Annotated in this window: 10 protein-coding genes and 2 pseudogenes; 4 read left to right on the top strand and 8 right to left on the bottom strand. The window is 73.5% G+C overall.

From position 1 onward, the window contains the following. Positions 1–12: 12 nt before the first annotated feature. Complete coding sequence (locus ACFC09_RS16195; protein ID WP_376528160.1) at positions 13–546, top strand: flavoprotein; 534 nt, start codon at positions 13–15, stop codon at positions 544–546. Between the two features lie 63 nt (positions 547–609). Here the strand turns inward: ACFC09_RS16195 and ACFC09_RS16200 are convergent, their stop codons facing one another. Then, the gene (locus ACFC09_RS16200) at positions 610–1,476 is read right to left on the bottom strand and encodes an endo alpha-1,4 polygalactosaminidase (protein ID WP_376528163.1); all 867 of its coding nucleotides are present in this window, start codon (positions 1,474–1,476) and stop codon (positions 610–612) included. Between the two features lie 233 nt (positions 1,477–1,709). On the opposite strand from ACFC09_RS16200, the gene ACFC09_RS16205 reads away from it, so the two are divergent. Beyond that, positions 1,710–2,678, top strand: a complete 969-nt coding sequence (locus ACFC09_RS16205) for an aldo/keto reductase (RefSeq protein ID WP_376528166.1) — start codon at positions 1,710–1,712, stop codon at positions 2,676–2,678. A 3-nt stretch (positions 2,679–2,681) separates the two neighbouring features. On the opposite strand, the gene ACFC09_RS16210 is transcribed toward ACFC09_RS16205, so the two are convergent. Continuing rightward, the gene (locus ACFC09_RS16210; protein WP_376528168.1) at positions 2,682–3,524 is read right to left on the bottom strand and encodes a phytanoyl-CoA dioxygenase family protein; all 843 of its coding nucleotides are present in this window, start codon (positions 3,522–3,524) and stop codon (positions 2,682–2,684) included. An 80-nt stretch (positions 3,525–3,604) separates the two neighbouring features. Between ACFC09_RS16210 and ACFC09_RS16215 the strand changes: the two genes are divergently transcribed. Beyond that, on the top strand, positions 3,605–4,519 hold the full coding sequence (locus ACFC09_RS16215; RefSeq protein ID WP_376528171.1) for a helix-turn-helix domain-containing protein: 915 nt from the start codon (positions 3,605–3,607) through the stop codon (positions 4,517–4,519). Between the two features lie 75 nt (positions 4,520–4,594). On the opposite strand, the gene ACFC09_RS16220 is transcribed toward ACFC09_RS16215, so the two are convergent. From ACFC09_RS16220 to ACFC09_RS16230, 3 genes are all read right to left on the bottom strand, one after another. After that, positions 4,595–5,833, bottom strand: a complete 1,239-nt coding sequence (locus ACFC09_RS16220; protein ID WP_376528174.1) for a hypothetical protein — start codon at positions 5,831–5,833, stop codon at positions 4,595–4,597. A 198-nt stretch (positions 5,834–6,031) separates the two neighbouring features. Next, positions 6,032–6,748, bottom strand: coding sequence for a DUF4232 domain-containing protein (locus ACFC09_RS16225; RefSeq protein ID WP_376528177.1), 717 nt, complete (start codon positions 6,746–6,748; stop codon positions 6,032–6,034). Between the two features lie 148 nt (positions 6,749–6,896). Next, the gene (locus tag ACFC09_RS16230; protein ID WP_376528179.1) at positions 6,897–8,303 is read right to left on the bottom strand and encodes a serine/threonine-protein kinase; all 1,407 of its coding nucleotides are present in this window, start codon (positions 8,301–8,303) and stop codon (positions 6,897–6,899) included. 61 nt (positions 8,304–8,364) lie between these two features. On the opposite strand from ACFC09_RS16230, the gene ACFC09_RS16235 reads away from it, so the two are divergent. After that, a complete protein-coding gene (locus ACFC09_RS16235) occupies positions 8,365–8,895 on the top strand; it encodes an RNA polymerase sigma factor (protein WP_376528181.1) in 531 nt (176 codons plus the stop codon). Positions 8,896–8,939: 44 nt separating this feature from the next. Here the strand turns inward: ACFC09_RS16235 and ACFC09_RS16240 are convergent, their stop codons facing one another. From ACFC09_RS16240 to ACFC09_RS16250, 3 genes and pseudogenes are all read right to left on the bottom strand, one after another. Continuing rightward, positions 8,940–11,342 carry a SpoIIE family protein phosphatase gene (locus ACFC09_RS16240; RefSeq protein WP_376528184.1) on the bottom strand — a complete coding sequence of 801 codons (2,403 nt, stop codon included), beginning with the start codon at positions 11,340–11,342 and terminating at the stop codon, positions 8,940–8,942. A 322-nt stretch (positions 11,343–11,664) separates the two neighbouring features. Next, positions 11,665–13,157: pseudogene (locus tag ACFC09_RS16245) on the bottom strand (cytochrome bc complex cytochrome b subunit). Next, a pseudogene (locus ACFC09_RS16250) lies at positions 13,154–14,012 on the bottom strand (sigma factor-like helix-turn-helix DNA-binding protein). Before ACFC09_RS16250 ends, ACFC09_RS16245 begins: the two co-directional pseudogenes overlap by 4 nt. Positions 14,013–14,321 lie beyond the last annotated feature (309 nt).

Below are 14,321 nucleotides of genomic sequence, written 5' to 3' on the forward strand. Positions count from 1 at the left end.
TAGGGTTCCGGGGTGACCGAACCGGCCGAGAAGCCCTTTCTCCAGCTCGTCGTGTGCGCGGCCGGAGTGGCCGCGGGCGTCGGCAAGCTGATCATCGCCGCCCAGGAGCGGAACTGGGAGGTCGGCGTCACGGCCACCCCGGTCGCCCTGGGCGGCTTCTTCGACGTGGGTGCCGTCGAGGCGCAGACCGGCCGTCCCGTCCGCTCCGCCTGGCGCACCCCCGCCGACCCCCGCCCCTTCCCGGCGCCCGCCGCCGTGGTGGCCGCACCCGCCACCTTCAACACCCTCAACAAGTGGGCGGCGGGGATCGCGGACACCCTTGCCCTCGGCACCCTCTGCGAGGCGTACGGCCTGGGTGTCCCGATCGTCGTCCTGCCCTGTGTGGGCGACGCGCTGGCCGCCCACCCGGCCTACCGGGCGAGCCTGTCGCGGCTGCGTGCCATGGGCGTCCGTGTCGGTGAGCCGTACACCGGCGAGCCCGACGGGAGCGGACGCCGGCCGGACTTCCGATGGGAACGCGCTCTGGACCTGCTGGAGCGCCCCTGACCCGTACCGGGACGCGGGGGAGAGGGCCGTGCGCCGCTTCCCGGCCCGGCACCGCACCCGGACTCAGCGCACCTCACGGACGTAACCGGCGCTGCCCTCGGGCGACACCTCGCGGTCCCGGCGGACGATGCTCAGACGGTCGCCGAACCCCGCGAGGGCCTTGCGCAGCCCGCCGTCCGTGTACTCGACGACCAGGACCCGGTCGTCGAACGCGTCGGCGTAGGCACCGCACTCGTCCCACTCCGCGCACTCCTCCGCCACCGCGAAGTCGAGGCCCGTGCGGTGCCTGAGACCGGCCAGCTCCACCGTGTTCTTCTGCGCGACGGCCAGGTGCCGCGCGTGCGCGTGCCGGGACAGCAGCGCGATGAACGCGGTCGCGTCGGCCGCCGTCAGCAGCTTCCCGGACCGGGTGTAGCTGTCGTAGTTGTCCGGCTCGACGGCGTCGAAGCCCTTGTCCGCGCAGTCGTCGATCCAGCGGTCGACCCGCTGGGCCACCCGCCTGCGCTTGGCCGCGGTGCCGATGTCGAGCAGCGGCTCGTCCCAGTCCTCGTCGACGACCGGCCTGCCGTGCGCGTCCCGCACCAGCAGGTCGGCCGGCCACGCCGCCACCTCGTCCGGCTGGGCCTGGAAGGCGTTCACGTAACAGATGTTGTAGAGGCCGGGGGCCGGTGACGCCGTGCGGTCGCGGCTGACGACGCGGACACCGGCCGGGGGCGGATAGGCGCCGCCGATCTGGTAGTCGAAGCCGGCGTGCCGGGGCGGGAGCCGTACCGCCGACGCCGTACCGCTCGGCCCGGGGCCGGCCTGCGCGGAGTCCTCGGGGGACCCGCAGCCGGTCAGCAGCAGGGCCGCCGAGACGATCGCGGTGAGAATCCTCGTGCCGACGGACGGCAGGGGACCTTCGGTGCGCAGAGCACCCTTCGCGGGCATGGACCGCTCCAGCGGATCGCGGGTACGGCCCCGCCTCGGACCGCGACGGTCCTGGCGACTCGGGCCGGGCTGAGAACGTGTCCGTCACCGGCTGGGCGCACCTCTGCGTGTCCGCGCGGCGCGCCGGACACGTGATCACGATCCAAGCCGCAGGACCCGCCGCCGTCAAGCCGGACCCCGCTGACCACGTACGCTGCGAGAAGGCAACCGTCCCCAAGGCAGGAGCAGCAACGATGCAGTACGTGAAGCTCGGTTCGACGGGCCTGGACGTGTCCCGGATCTGTCTGGGTTGCATGACCTACGGGCTGCCCGACCGAGGCACGCACGAGTGGACGCTGGACGAGGAGGCGTCCCGTCCGCTCATCCGGCAGGCGCTGGAGGAGGGCATCAACTTCTTCGACACGGCGAACGTCTACTCCGACGGCACCAGCGAGGAGATCGTCGGCAAGGCGCTGCGCGACTTCGCCCGCCGCGACGAGATCGTGCTCGCCACCAAGGTGCACGGCCGGATGCGGCCCGGACCCAACGGGGGCGGCCTGTCCCGCAAGGCGATCATGACCGAGATCGACCACAGCCTCACTCGGCTCGGCACCGACTACGTCGACCTCTACCAGATCCACCGCTACGACCACGGCACCCCCGTCGAGGAGACCATGGAGGCGCTGCACGACCTGGTCAAGGCGGGCAAGGTGCGCTACATCGGAGCCAGTTCGATGTACGCGTGGGAGTTCTCCAAGGCCCAGTACACGGCGGAGCGGCACGGCTGGACCAAGTTCGTGTCCATGCAGAACCACTATAACCTGCTCTACCGCGAGGAGGAGCGGGAGATGCTTCCGCTCTGCGCGGACCAGGGCGTGGGAGTGCTGCCCTGGAGCCCGCTCGCCCGCGGCCGCCTCACCCGCGACTGGGGCACCGTCACCGACCGCAGCGCGACCGACGACTTCGGCGGCCGCCTCTACCTGGAGAGCGACCGCTCGATCGTCGAGGCGGTCGCCCGGATCGCCGCCGAGCGCGATGTGCCGCGGGCCCGGATCGCCCTCGCCTGGCTGCTGCACCGGGCCACGGTGACCGCGCCGATCGTCGGCGCGGCCAAACCGCAGCACCTTCAGGACGCGGTGGCCGCCGTGGAACTGGAGCTCAGCGACAAGGAGATCGAGGAACTGGAGCAGTCCTACAGCCCGCACGCCATCAGCGGCCACTGACGGTCAGTGCGGTCCGTGCGGCGCGAACTCGGTGCCGCACGGACCGGCGCCCTCGCTCTCCGGGAGCCGGACCCGCTCGCCGGAGAGGGACATCGTCCGGTAGTGGGCCCCTATCCGCCGCGCGGAACGGCCCACGTAGTGGCCGATGAACGAGCGGCGGAAGCGGTCGGCGGTGCGATTGGGTCCGGAACCGTGCACCAGACTGCCGTTGAAGAACAGGACGTCACCCGCCGCCATGTCCACGGGCACGGCACGGAGACCGGGCGGCGGGGGCACGTACTCCCGGGCGAACGACTCCCGGACGTCCGCCTCCTCGGGACAGAACAGGTCCATCCGGTGGGTGCCGGGCACCACTTCGAGACCGCCGTTGTCCCGGTCGATCGCCTCGCAGGCGAGCCAGGCGGCCACGCAGGTGCCCGGTTCGACCCGCAGATAGAAGTTGTCCTGGTGCAGCGCCTGGCCGCGGGCGCCCGGCGGCTTGAAGTAGAACATGCTCTGCGCGGCCAGGACCTCCTCGCCGAGCAGCGCCTCCAGCACCGGCCGCAGCCGGGCGTCCACCAGGACGTCCCGGGCGAGCGTGCTGATCTCGTGCGGATGCATCACCCGCGGGTAGGCGCGCAGCGGGTCGGCCGGGCCGCCCGCCGGGTCCGGCCGCGGCTCGAAGTGCCCCGGCACCGGCCCGGCCGCGTGCAGCGCCGCGAACTCGGCGCACAGCCGCTCGGTCTCCGCGGGACCGAACAGCCCGCGCACGACGGTGAAGCCCTGTTCCTCGAACTCCCCGAGCCGCCGCCGCAGGTCCTCGGGCAGGACGGGGACGCCGGTGGCGCCGCTCTCCGTGGCTGTCATCGTCCACTCCTCGGTTCTCTCCTCGGTGCGGTGTTCTTGCCTGTCACGCTAGGCCCGACGCACTCGCCCGGAGGATGCCCATGACAGCTGCGGAACTGCCCAGGGCTGCCGCGCCCGCCGCTCCCTCCCCACCGCCCGGCGTGGTCGTGGTCGGCCACTTCGACCAGGACACCGGCTACGGCGTCAACCGGCCCGACGGGGCGTCCAGTTGGCTGTTCACCTGGACCACGGGTGGACGCGGACTGGTCGGCCGGGGCACCGCCGGGGTGTACGCGGGCGCCGGGGACCTGGTGGTCCTCGCTCCGGGGGCGGCGCACCGGTACGCGGTCGCGCCGGGCGCCCGGCACTGGCGCTTCTGGTGGACGCACTGCCCGGCCCGGCCCGGCTGGACGGACCGGCTCGGCCGGCACGCCGTGGCCGACGGGCTGTACGCCGTCACCCCCGTCCCGGACGGTCTGCACGACCGGGTCGGTGCGGCGTTCGGCCGGATGCTCGCCGACGCCCGCTGGACGGGCGCCGGGGCGCCGCCCGAAGCCGGCCCCGTGGACGGTGAGCCGGTCTCGGTCGCGCACAGCAGCGCGGCCCGGGACCTGGCCCTGTGCGCGCTGGAGGAGATCGTGCTGCTCACGACCGGTGCGGCGGACCGGCCGACGGCACCGACCGGACTCGACGCGCGCGTACGCCGGGCGGAGGAGGTGATGGCCGCCGACCCCGGGGCTGCCCACACCGTCGGCTCACTCGCCGCGGACGTCGCGCTCTCGCCCTCCCGGTTCGCCCACCTGTTCACCCGGCAGACCGGCCGTTCCCCGATGCGCGCGCTGCGCGAGGCCCGGCTGCGGCACGCGGTCCGGCTGCTGGAGGGCACCGACCTGACCGTGGAACGGGTGGCAGGTGCATCGGGCTTTCCGAGCCCGTTCCACTTCAGCCGGGTCTTCCGTGCGCGCTACGGCCTTCCGCCGGGCGCCTACCGGTCCAGGGCGCGTACCGGGACGTGACACGGACACCGCCGGCCCGGCGTGCGCCGGGGCCGCGCCGTGCCGATCGGCACCGGCCGCCGGGGAGGCCGGACGTCACGAGGAGCCGGACCCGGCCCCGCCCAGGAACTCCGCCCAGCCGCCGGTCGGGGACTGCCCCGGGTTGAGCGTGCGCATCTGGCGCAGCACCGCCGGGTCCTGCGCCTCCAGCCAGGCCACCAACTGCTTGAAGGAGACGAAACGCACGTCGTCGAACTTGGCCATCTCCCCGATGGCCTCCTCGACGGCGTCCATGTAGATGCCGCCGTTCCAGCGCTCGAAGTGGTTGCCGATGAAGAACGGCGCCCGGTTGGACTCGTAGGCACGGCGGAACCCGGCGAGATAGGTGTCGCGGGCCTGGGTGCGCCACGCCCCGTACTGGGAACGGTCGCCGGTCGGACTGCCCTCGGACTGGTTGGCCATCATGTTGTAGTCCATCGAGAGCACCTGGAAGGAGTGCCCGGAGAACGGTATGGACTGCAGCGGGAAGTCCCAGATCTTGCCGCCCTGCACCTTGTTCGGCCAGATCTGCAGCCCGCCGGGGGAACTGGCGTCGTACTTCCAGCCGAGCGCGGCGGCCGTCGGCAACAGCGCGGACTGGCCCTCCAGGCACGGGGTGCGGCCGCCGGTCAGCTCCTTGCGGTAGTCGAAGGGCAGCGGTTCGAGGTCGGTGAAGCCCGTGTTCGTCTTCCAGTTCGTGACGAAGTCGATCGCCTGGTCGATCTCGCTGCGCCACTGGGCGGACGACCAGTTGCGCACGCCGTCCTCGCCGCAGAAGTGCCCGTTGAAGTGGGTGCCTACCTCATGGCCCTCCAGCCAGGCGGCGCGCACCTGCTGGAGCGTGGCGTGGATGTGCCGGTCGGCGAGATAGCCGATCGCGGAGGCGCCGACCTCGTGCTGCGGCGGGTGGTAGAGGTGCTTCTTGGACTCGGGCAGCGTGTAGATGCCGCTGAGGAAGAACGTCATCGACGCGCCGTGGTCGGCCGCCACCTTGCGGAACCGGGAGAACAGTTGGTTGCTGAGTTCGCCCGCGCCGTCCCAGGAGAACACCACGAACTGCGGCGGCCGGGTGCCCGCCGCGAGCCGGGTGGCCTTCGGTTGCCTCGGCTGGGCACCGGTGTCCGCGGTGGAGCCGTCCCCGATCGGCCGCACCGGCCTGGCCTGCTGCGTGGCCGCGCCGCCCGCGGCGAGGCCGCCACCCGCGCTCCAGGTACCTTTCGAGCAGGCGGAGAGGGCGCCCAGGGCGCCCGCCGTCGCTCCGGCGGTCAGCATGCGCCTGCGTGAGATGCCGCTCATGTTCGTCCCCGAATTCCTCGTCACGGGCCCCGGGCGGGGCCGCTTCACCGTGCGGTCGTCGGGTTCGATGTGCGGTCGCGGAGGAAAGATCGGCACGGCCGGGACGTGTTGCCGCGCTGTGACAGTCGTGGCGCCGTCATGACGGACCCCGCCGTCCGGCAGGCGGACGGCGGGGTCGGTGGGGGGTGGGTACGGGGGTCAGACGCCGCTTCCGGGGGCGAAGACGGACAGGGAGACCGAGGACGCGTTCCCGGACACCGGCACCTCGCCGGCCGTCCACGCCACCTTCAGGGGGTCCTGCTCGTCGGGCGGGGTGATCAGCAGCGCCGCGGGCGTCGCCGTCCGGGCCCCGCTGACCTCCGGGTTGGAGAAGGTCAGTCCCGCCCAGGCGTGCTGCCCCGGCTTCAGCGTCACCGTCGCGGGCGTGCCCGAGGAACGCCTGGGGTCCGGGCCGAGCTGTTCGCCGGCGGCGCTCACGAACGCCGCTCCGGGAAAGCCGCGCACGGTGCAGGTGCGGGAGGACTTGTTGGTGAGCACGACCGGGAAGTTCTCCTGGCCGGCGCCCGGGTTGTTGCCGCCCACCGTGGCGCTCAGCTCGGAGGTGTGGCAGCGGGATCCGCCGCCGGCCGTGGCCGACGTGCCGCCCGCGGACGACGGGGTGGGGGAGGACGCGCCGCCGGCGGCGGCCTCGCCGCCCGTCTGCACCGGGGGCGGCGTCGCGGCGCCGGCGGGCGTGTTCCCCGCCGCGCTGTCGTGCGTCGTCGGGCTGCCGGTCGCGGGCGCCGCCATGCCCGAGACCTTCTGCGGGCTGCCCTGGGTGCCGGTCTCGTTGCCGCAGGCGGTCAAGAGGCCCAGCACGGCGACGGAGGCCACGAGCAGCGCCGCCCGGTGTGGGGTCTGGGACGTGTACGCCATGTCTGTCAACACTCCTGGGTCTACGGGGCATGCGCCGGATGCGTGCCCGGGGCGCCGGGCGCCGTCATCACATTCCGATGCGCGGGCCGCGGGAAAGGTTCGCCCCACAGCCATTCTTCCCCGCCCCGCCGTACTCGTCGCCGCCCGCTCAGGTGACTCGGAGCGAGCGGAGTATCCCGTCGGTCGCGTCCGCGCCCCCGTGCTCGCGGATCTGCACATACACCTGGGGCTGCGCCTTGCCGTCCGCCGAGGACAGCGCGGCCTCCGTGACCGAGCCACCGCCGGAGCAGTCGTCCCAGGTCCGGATCCGGCCCCGCCACCGCGCGTCGCTGAAGGCACGGCTGCCGGCGTAGTGACAGCCGGTGTGGGTGAGGGCGTCCACCTCGGGCGTCACGTCGCCGTGCTCGCTCAGGCCGATGAACACGCCGTTCACCGGCGCCGTCAGGTCCTGCCAGTGGGACAGGTCGTCGGCGACGGCCAGCCCCGGCTCCTGCGCGGAGTCCAGGCCGAGCGCCTTCGGGTCCCAGCCGGAGTCGCGCAGTCGGCGGGCCCAGGCCGAGGGGACGTCCGCCGCGATCCGGCCGGTGGTGTCCGTGATCCGCACCGTGTCCGGCGCGGCCTGCCGGTTCAACAGCGTGACGGCCAGGGCCGCGGCGCCGGCCGCGAGCACCGCTGCGCCGGCCAGCCCGAGGGCGCCGGACCGCTTCCGGACCGCCTTGGGCGGTTTGCCCGGCGTCGGCGCGGAGGTCGGCGTCGGCGCGGTGGTCCGCGCCGCCAGCCGGTCCAGCTCCTCCGCGAACGCCTGCGCGCTCTGCCAGCGCCGTTCCGGGTCCGGTTCCAGCGCGCGCATCAGGGCCCGCACGACCTCCTCGTCGAGGTCCGGCCGCAGTTGCCCGGGCGGCACCACCTTGCCCGGTGCGGCCGGCACCGTGGCCGTCACCAGCTCGTAGCCGACCGCGCCGAGACTGTAGACGTCGGCACGCGCATCGATGCCCGCGCCCGCCTCGGCCTGCTCGGGCGGCTGGTACCCGGCCGATCCGGCGGCCTGGGTGAGCCCCGACCCCTGCGCCAGGTTCTTGGCCAGCCCCAGGTCGGCCAGCAGCACCCGGCGGCTGCCGTCGGACGCGCTGCGCAGCAGCACATTGCTCGGCTTGATGTCGCGGTGCACGATCCCCGCCTCGTGCAGCGCCGCGGCGCCGCGCGCCGCCAGCGCCGTCAGCCGCAGCGCCTGCGGCACCGGGAGCGGACCCGCGGCCGTGAGGTCGGCCAGGGTGCCCGCGTCCGCGTACTCCATCACGAAGTACGGTCTGCCGTCGGGCAGTTCACCGATGTCGTAGACCTGCACGACCCGTTTGGAGTCGGCCCGGCGCAGCAGCCGGGCTTCGGAGAGGAACCGGTCGTGCACGTCGAGGCGGTGCGACCAGTTGTCGGCGAGGACCTTCACCGCGACCGGGGCGTCGAGCTGGTCGTCGTGCGCGAGCCACACCGTGCCGAAGGCACCGGCGCCCAGGCGTCGTTCCAGAAGGTAGCGGCCGATCCGTTCGCGGGGTTGCATGGGACTATCATGCCTTCCTTGAGATCGACTTCTAGGGGGGCCTCCCGTGCATGACCCGGCGATGACCGAAGACCTCGCCCGGCTCGCCGCCGCCGGTGATCCGGCGGCCCTGAACCGGCTGCTGACCGAGGTTCGGCCGGAGGTCGTCCGGCGCTGCGGACGCTTCCTGCCGTGCCGGGAGGACGCGGAGGAGGCCGCGCAGGACGTCCTCCTGCAGATCGCCCGGAAAATCTCCACCTTCGAGGGCCGCAGTCGCTTCAGCACCTGGCTGTTCACGGTCGTCTCCAACTGCGCCCGGCAGAAGTACCGCGAACTCAAGCGGCGGGCCGCCGAGCAGCCCGCCGCCATCGAGCCCATCGAACGGGTGGACCCCCGCACCACCAGCGTCATCGCCGGCTCCCGGCTGGACCTGCTGGAGGCGCTCGACCGGCTGGAGCGCGAGCGCCCCGACCTGGTCGCGCCGCTGGTCTTCCGCGACATCTGCCAGCTGGAGTACGCCGAGATCGCCGAGCGCATCGGTATCCCGCTCGGCACGCTCAAGTCCCGGCTGCACGAGGCGCGCAAACAAGTGCGTCCCTGGCTGATCGCCTGATCGCCTGATCGCCCGAGCAGCGGCCGGCCCGGAACGGCCGGCCGCTACTCCTCGGCCAGTGTCAGCTCCGCCCAGATCGTCTTGCCCTCGGCCGTGTGCCGGCTGCCCCAGCGCTGGGTGAGCTGGGCGACCAGGAGCAGTCCCCGGCCGCCCTCGTCCCAGGTCTTGGCGCGCCTCAGGTGCGGTGCCGTGTGACTGCTGTCCGACACCTCGCAGATCAGGTTGTCCGTACCGTGGACCAGCCGCAGCCGGATGGGGTGCGCGCCGTACCGGATGGCGTTGGTGACCAGCTCGCTCACCACCAGCTCCGAGGTGAACGCGATCCCGCTCAGCCCCCAGGTGTCCAGCTGCTCCACGACCTTCTTGCGGATCGGCGCCACCAGGGCCGGATTCACCGGGATGTCCCACGCGGCCACCTGGGAGGCGGGCAGCCCCCGGGTGCGCGCCAGCAGCAGGGCCACGTCGTCCGGGACGCCGTCCGGCGGGAGCAGGTACCGCAGGATCCGGTCACAGGTCTCGTCCAGGGAGTCCGCGGGACCCGCGCTGCCCCTGCGCGGCGCGAGGGCGTCGAGCAGCAGCCGCTGGGCGGCGCCGGCGTCCCAGTCCCGGTTGCTGATCAGACCGTTCGTGTACAGCGCGAGCAGGCTGCCGTCGGGCAGCTTCACCTCGGCCGATTCGAACGGCAGCCCGCCAAGGCCCAGGGGCGGCCCGGCGGGCAGGTCCAGCTGGCGAGGGGTGCCCCCGGGCGGCACCAGCACCGGCGGGGGATGCCCGGCGCGGGCCAGGGTGCAGCGCCGCGACACCGGGTCGTACACGGCGTACAGGCAGGTCGCGCCGACATCGCCGGGGCCGGCCTCGTCGCCCGGCTCGCCCGACTCCTCGGACAGCCGGACCACCAGGTCGTCGAGGTGGGTGAGCAGCTCGTCGGGGGCCAGGTCGATGTCGGCGAGGGTCCGTACGGCGGTGCGCAGCCGTCCCATGGTGGCCGATGCCTGGATGCCGTGGCCCACGACGTCCCCGACGACCATGGCGACCCGCATCCCGGACAGCGGGATGACGTCGAACCAGTCACCGCCCACCCCGGCGCGGGCCGCGGGCAGATAGCGGGACGCGGCCTGCACGACGGCCGTGCGCGGCAGTGTTCGGGGCAGCAGGCTGCGTTGCAGGGCGATGGCGGTCTCGCGCTCGCGGGAGTAGCGGCGGGCGTTGTCGATGCAGACCGCGGCCCGGGCCGTGACCTCCTCGGCCAGCAGGACGTCGTCGGGGGTGAACGGGCCGGGGCTCCGGTGCCGGGCGAGGCCCGCGACCCCGAGGGCCAGCCCGCGGGCCTGGATCGGCACGATCATGATGGCGTGGACGCCGTACTCCTGGGACCGCAGGGCGCGCGCCTGATCCGCGGCCAGCCACCGGGTCAACCGGTCGGACGGCAGCGAGCCCACGACCGGGCGGCCCGAGACGAGCGAGTCGGCCTGGGGGGAGAATTCCGCGTAGACGGCGAGCTGGCCGATCTCGGTCACCGCCTCGGGGTCGCCCGGCAGCACGGAGCGGTGCGCGATGCGGCGCAGCGTGACCGGCGCGTTGACCGGCGGCGCGATCTCGCCGCTGTGGCCGTGCGGGTCGATCAGGTCGATGGTGACGAAGTCGGCGAGCGCGGGTACGCACACGGCCGCCAGTTCCTCTGCCGTCCGGGTGACGTCCAGGGTGCTGCCGATGCGCATGCTCGCCTCGTTGACCAGTTGCAGCCGCTCCCGGGCCAAGTAGTTGTCGGTGAAGTCGTGGGCGGCCACGGACACGCCCCGCACCCGCCCGTCGGTGTCGCGGACAGGGGCCATCCGGACCAGCCAGGCGTGCGCCCGCTCCTCGCCGCCGGCGCGTGTATGGGTCCGCACGTCCCGGGGCCGCTCGCCGGTGAGCACGTCGAGGAGGGCGTCCTCCATGTCGTCGCTCACCAGGTCGCCGCCGATCTCGGACATCCTGAGGCCCCGAAGGCGCGCCTCGGGCAGGCCGATCACCCCGGCCATGGCGTCGTTCATCCAGCACAGCCGCAGCCGGTCGTCGTAGACCGCGATGGCGCACGGGGACTGGTCGAGCGCCGCGCCGGTCAGCGGGTCGTGGGCGGCGTCGGGCGCGTCGTCGGCGAGCGGGGTGACGACGAGCCAGTCGCCGGGGCGGCCGGCGTGCGGCGACCGGTGGTGGGCCAGCAGCCAGACCGACACCGTGCGGCCGTCCCGGTGGCGCAGGTCGACCGTGCCGTGCCAGCGGGGACCGGCGGGGGCGGCCGGGACGCCGTCACCGGCGAGGAGCCGGGCCGCCGGGCGGCCCACGACGTCGGCCGCGGTGTGGCCGAGCAGCCGCCGGGCGCCTCCGTTCCACTCGACCAGGATGCCGTCGTCACTGATGACAGCCCGGGCCGTCGTCGCGTCGTCGAACGGATAGACCGGGCTCATCTCGCCACTCCCAAGCGCACACTCACAGTGAGCAGGTGCGTCACTTGTGTTCCAGCGTAGTGCTTCGGCTCCGGTGACGGACGGCTACGCGAGCCCGCCGGGCCCATCGGCCGGAGGGGAGGAGGATGATCCGGCCGGACGGAATCCGAGCGGGGGGAGCGGCCCCGCGGACCCGCCTCGGCCCGGCCACGCCGGACATCCCGTGCACCACCGGTGGCCGCGAGGCCGACTCCCGTGACGGACAGGGCCATTGGCGGGGCCGGGCCGTCGACCGGACCCGCCGGACGACAGCCGGCCGGCCCCGGTCCGCGACGGGCCCGGGTCAGGTCTTCTTCCGCTCGACGAGTTCCCCCGGCCGCTCGTGTGCGGTCAGGGTGTGGATGCGGGCCGGGTCCAGCGGTCGCCGCACCTCGGCGTACCCGCCGTTCGGCAGCCGCTCGATCACCCCGGTCTCCCGGCCGTGCGTCACCAGCTCCCGGTCCCTGAGCCGCAACCCCAGACAGATGCGCCGGGTGAGCACGAACACGGCCGTCGGCACGGCGACGACGCCGACCCTGATCGCCCAGGTCACCGCGTTGACCGACAGGTGCAGCCGGTCGCCGCGATGTCGTTGCCGCCGCCCGCGAGCAGTACGCCGCCCGCGAGCAGTACCAGGCAGAGGCTGATCCAGGCCGCCCCGGCGGCCGTGCGCACCGGCCGGTCGCGCGGCCGGTCCAGGAGGTGGTGCTCCCGGCCGTCGCCCGTGATCCGGGCCGCCAGGAACGGATGGACGCCGATGAACAGCAGGAGCAGCGGGAAGACGACCACCGGGATCAGCACGCCGAGGACGAGGGTGCGGTCCCACAGGTCGATCTCCCAGCCCGGCATGATCCGCACCAGCCCCTCGGCGAACCCCAGGTACCAGTCGGGCTGGGCGCCCGTGGAGACCTGGTCGGCGCGGAACGGACCGTACGCCCACATCGGGTTGACGGTCGCGACCGCCGCCGGCAGCGCGAGGAGCCCGGACACCAGGAAGAAGAAGCCGCCCGCCTTCGCCAGGTACACCGGCAGGAACGAGGCGCCCACGACATCGCGTTCGGTGCGGCCGGGGCCCGCGAACTGGGTGTGCTTGTGGTGGACGACCAGCAGCAGATGGAGGACCACCAGCGCCGCCATCACGCCCGGGAGCAGCAGGACGTGCAGCGAGTAGAAGCGGGCGACGATGTCATGGCCCGGGAATTCACCGCCCAGCAGGACCATCGACAGGTACGTACCGACGATCGGAACGGACAGCAGGGCGCCATTGACGAAGCGCAGGCCCGTCCCGGAGAGCAGGTCGTCCGGGAGCGAGTAGCCGAACAGGCCCTCGAACAGCCCGAGGAACAGCAGCGCCCAGCCGAACAGCCAGTTCAGCTCCCGCGGCCTGCGGAACGACCCGGTGAAGAAGTGCCGCATGTGCGTCAGCATCGCCGCGACGAACACCAGCGCCGCCCAGTGGTGCAACTGCCGGATGAGCAGCCCGCCGCGCACGTCGAAGCTGATGTGCAGCGTGGAGGCGTACGCCTCGGACATTCGGATGCTGTTGAGCGGGACGTAACCGCCGTGGTACGTCACCTCGTTCATCGACGGGTGGAAGAAGAGGGTGAGGTAGACGCCCGTCAGGACCAGCACGACGAAGCTGTACAGACAGATCTCCCCGAGCAGGAACGACCAGTGGTCCGGGAAGACCTTCCGCAGGTACTGCCTGGCCAGGGTGTGGATGCCGAGGCGGCCGTCGGCCCAGTCGGCGACGCGCTCCGAGGCGGACGGCCGCTGCCGTCGCCGGCCCTCGCTCACGCCCCCTCCTTGCGGACGTGCGTGAGCTTCTCGGGGGTTGGTCACGATGTAGACCCCGGACACCCGGTCGCCGTCGGGCGTGAGGTCCATGACCGTCACGGCGTAGGCGGCGTCGCCGTCGAACAGCACCGCCGCCGCGTCCCCGTTGACCCTGCGGTAGCGCAGCTCCAGGCCGCGCGGGTCGTGCCGGCTGGCGTGCGCGGTGATCAGGCGGGCCGCCTTGTCCCGGCCGCGCACCGGGCGCAGCCCGGCCGGCCTGCGGCTGCCGCCGCCGTCCGTCCACACCGTGACGTCCGGCGCCAGGATCTCCAGCAGCGCCCCGAGGTCCCCACCGAGCGCGGCCCGCACGAACCGCTCCGTCGCCTCCCGGCGCACCCGCGGATGCGCCTCGTACCTCGGCCGGCGGGCATGCACGTGGGACCGTGCGCGGTGCGCCAACTGCCGTACGGCCGCCGGGCTGCGGTCGATGATGCCGGCGATCTCGGTGTGGGCGTGCCCGAACACCTCGTGCAGCACGAACACCGCGCGCTCCAGCGGGGTCAGCGACTCCAGCACCACCAGCATGGCGAGCGACACGGACTCGTTGCGCAGGGCCGGGTCCTCGTCCTCCCCGGGCGGGGCGACCAGCGGCTCGGGCAGCCAGGGGCCGACGTACGTCTCCTGGCGCCGGCTGATCGCGGACCGCCGCCGCAGCGCGTGGTTGACGGCGATCCGCGCGAGATAGGCGCGCGGATGGGCGACCTCGGCGGGCGGGGCGCCGGCGCCCCGGGACACCCACGACAGTCAGGTCTCCTAGAGGACGTCCTCGGTGTCGGCGACACTGCCGAGCATGGTGTAGACGAGCCCGAACAGCAGCTCGCGGTGGGCGACGAAATGACCGGTGGCCTCGTCGACCGGATTGTCGACCGGATTGTTGGCAGGGTCGTCGGCAGGGTCGTCGGCCGGACGGCAGTCGCGGGGAGAGCGCGGCCACGTAGCGCGGCCGCCGGGGCGGGCGGTTCGTGGGGGAAACAGCGGTAGGCGCCGGCGCCGAACCGGTGCCGGGCCAGGCCGGCGGTGGTCCGGAACAGCTCCGGCCTCTCGTACAGGCCGGCCGGCTCGCGGCACTCGGCGGGCGTCAGCAGTTCCGCCGTGGACGCGCCGCCGTGGGCGTCCAGCTCCGCG

Source organism: Streptomyces sp. NPDC056161, from assembly GCF_042268025.1.
Classification (GTDB): Bacteria; Actinomycetota; Actinomycetes; order Streptomycetales; family Streptomycetaceae; genus Streptomyces.

What these genes read in the sequence shown, in the direction of transcription:
- ACFC09_RS16240 (WP_376528184.1), bottom strand. Translation starts at nt 11,342, where the DNA reads ATGAGCCCGGTCTATCCGTTCGACGACGCGACGACGGCCCGGGCTGTC.
- ACFC09_RS16235 (WP_376528181.1), top strand. Translation starts at nt 8,365, where the DNA reads ATGACCGAAGACCTCGCCCGGCTCGCCGCCGCCGGTGATCCGGCGGCC.
- ACFC09_RS16230 (WP_376528179.1), bottom strand. Translation starts at nt 8,303, where the DNA reads ATGCAACCCCGCGAACGGATCGGCCGCTACCTTCTGGAACGACGCCTG.
- ACFC09_RS16210 (WP_376528168.1), bottom strand. Translation starts at nt 3,524, where the DNA reads ATGACAGCCACGGAGAGCGGCGCCACCGGCGTCCCCGTCCTGCCCGAG.
- ACFC09_RS16205 (WP_376528166.1), top strand. Translation starts at nt 1,710, where the DNA reads ATGCAGTACGTGAAGCTCGGTTCGACGGGCCTGGACGTGTCCCGGATC.
- ACFC09_RS16215 (WP_376528171.1), top strand. Translation starts at nt 3,605, where the DNA reads ATGACAGCTGCGGAACTGCCCAGGGCTGCCGCGCCCGCCGCTCCCTCC.
- ACFC09_RS16225 (WP_376528177.1), bottom strand. Translation starts at nt 6,748, where the DNA reads ATGGCGTACACGTCCCAGACCCCACACCGGGCGGCGCTGCTCGTGGCC.
- ACFC09_RS16200 (WP_376528163.1), bottom strand. Translation starts at nt 1,476, where the DNA reads ATGCCCGCGAAGGGTGCTCTGCGCACCGAAGGTCCCCTGCCGTCCGTC.
- ACFC09_RS16220 (WP_376528174.1), bottom strand. Translation starts at nt 5,833, where the DNA reads ATGAGCGGCATCTCACGCAGGCGCATGCTGACCGCCGGAGCGACGGCG.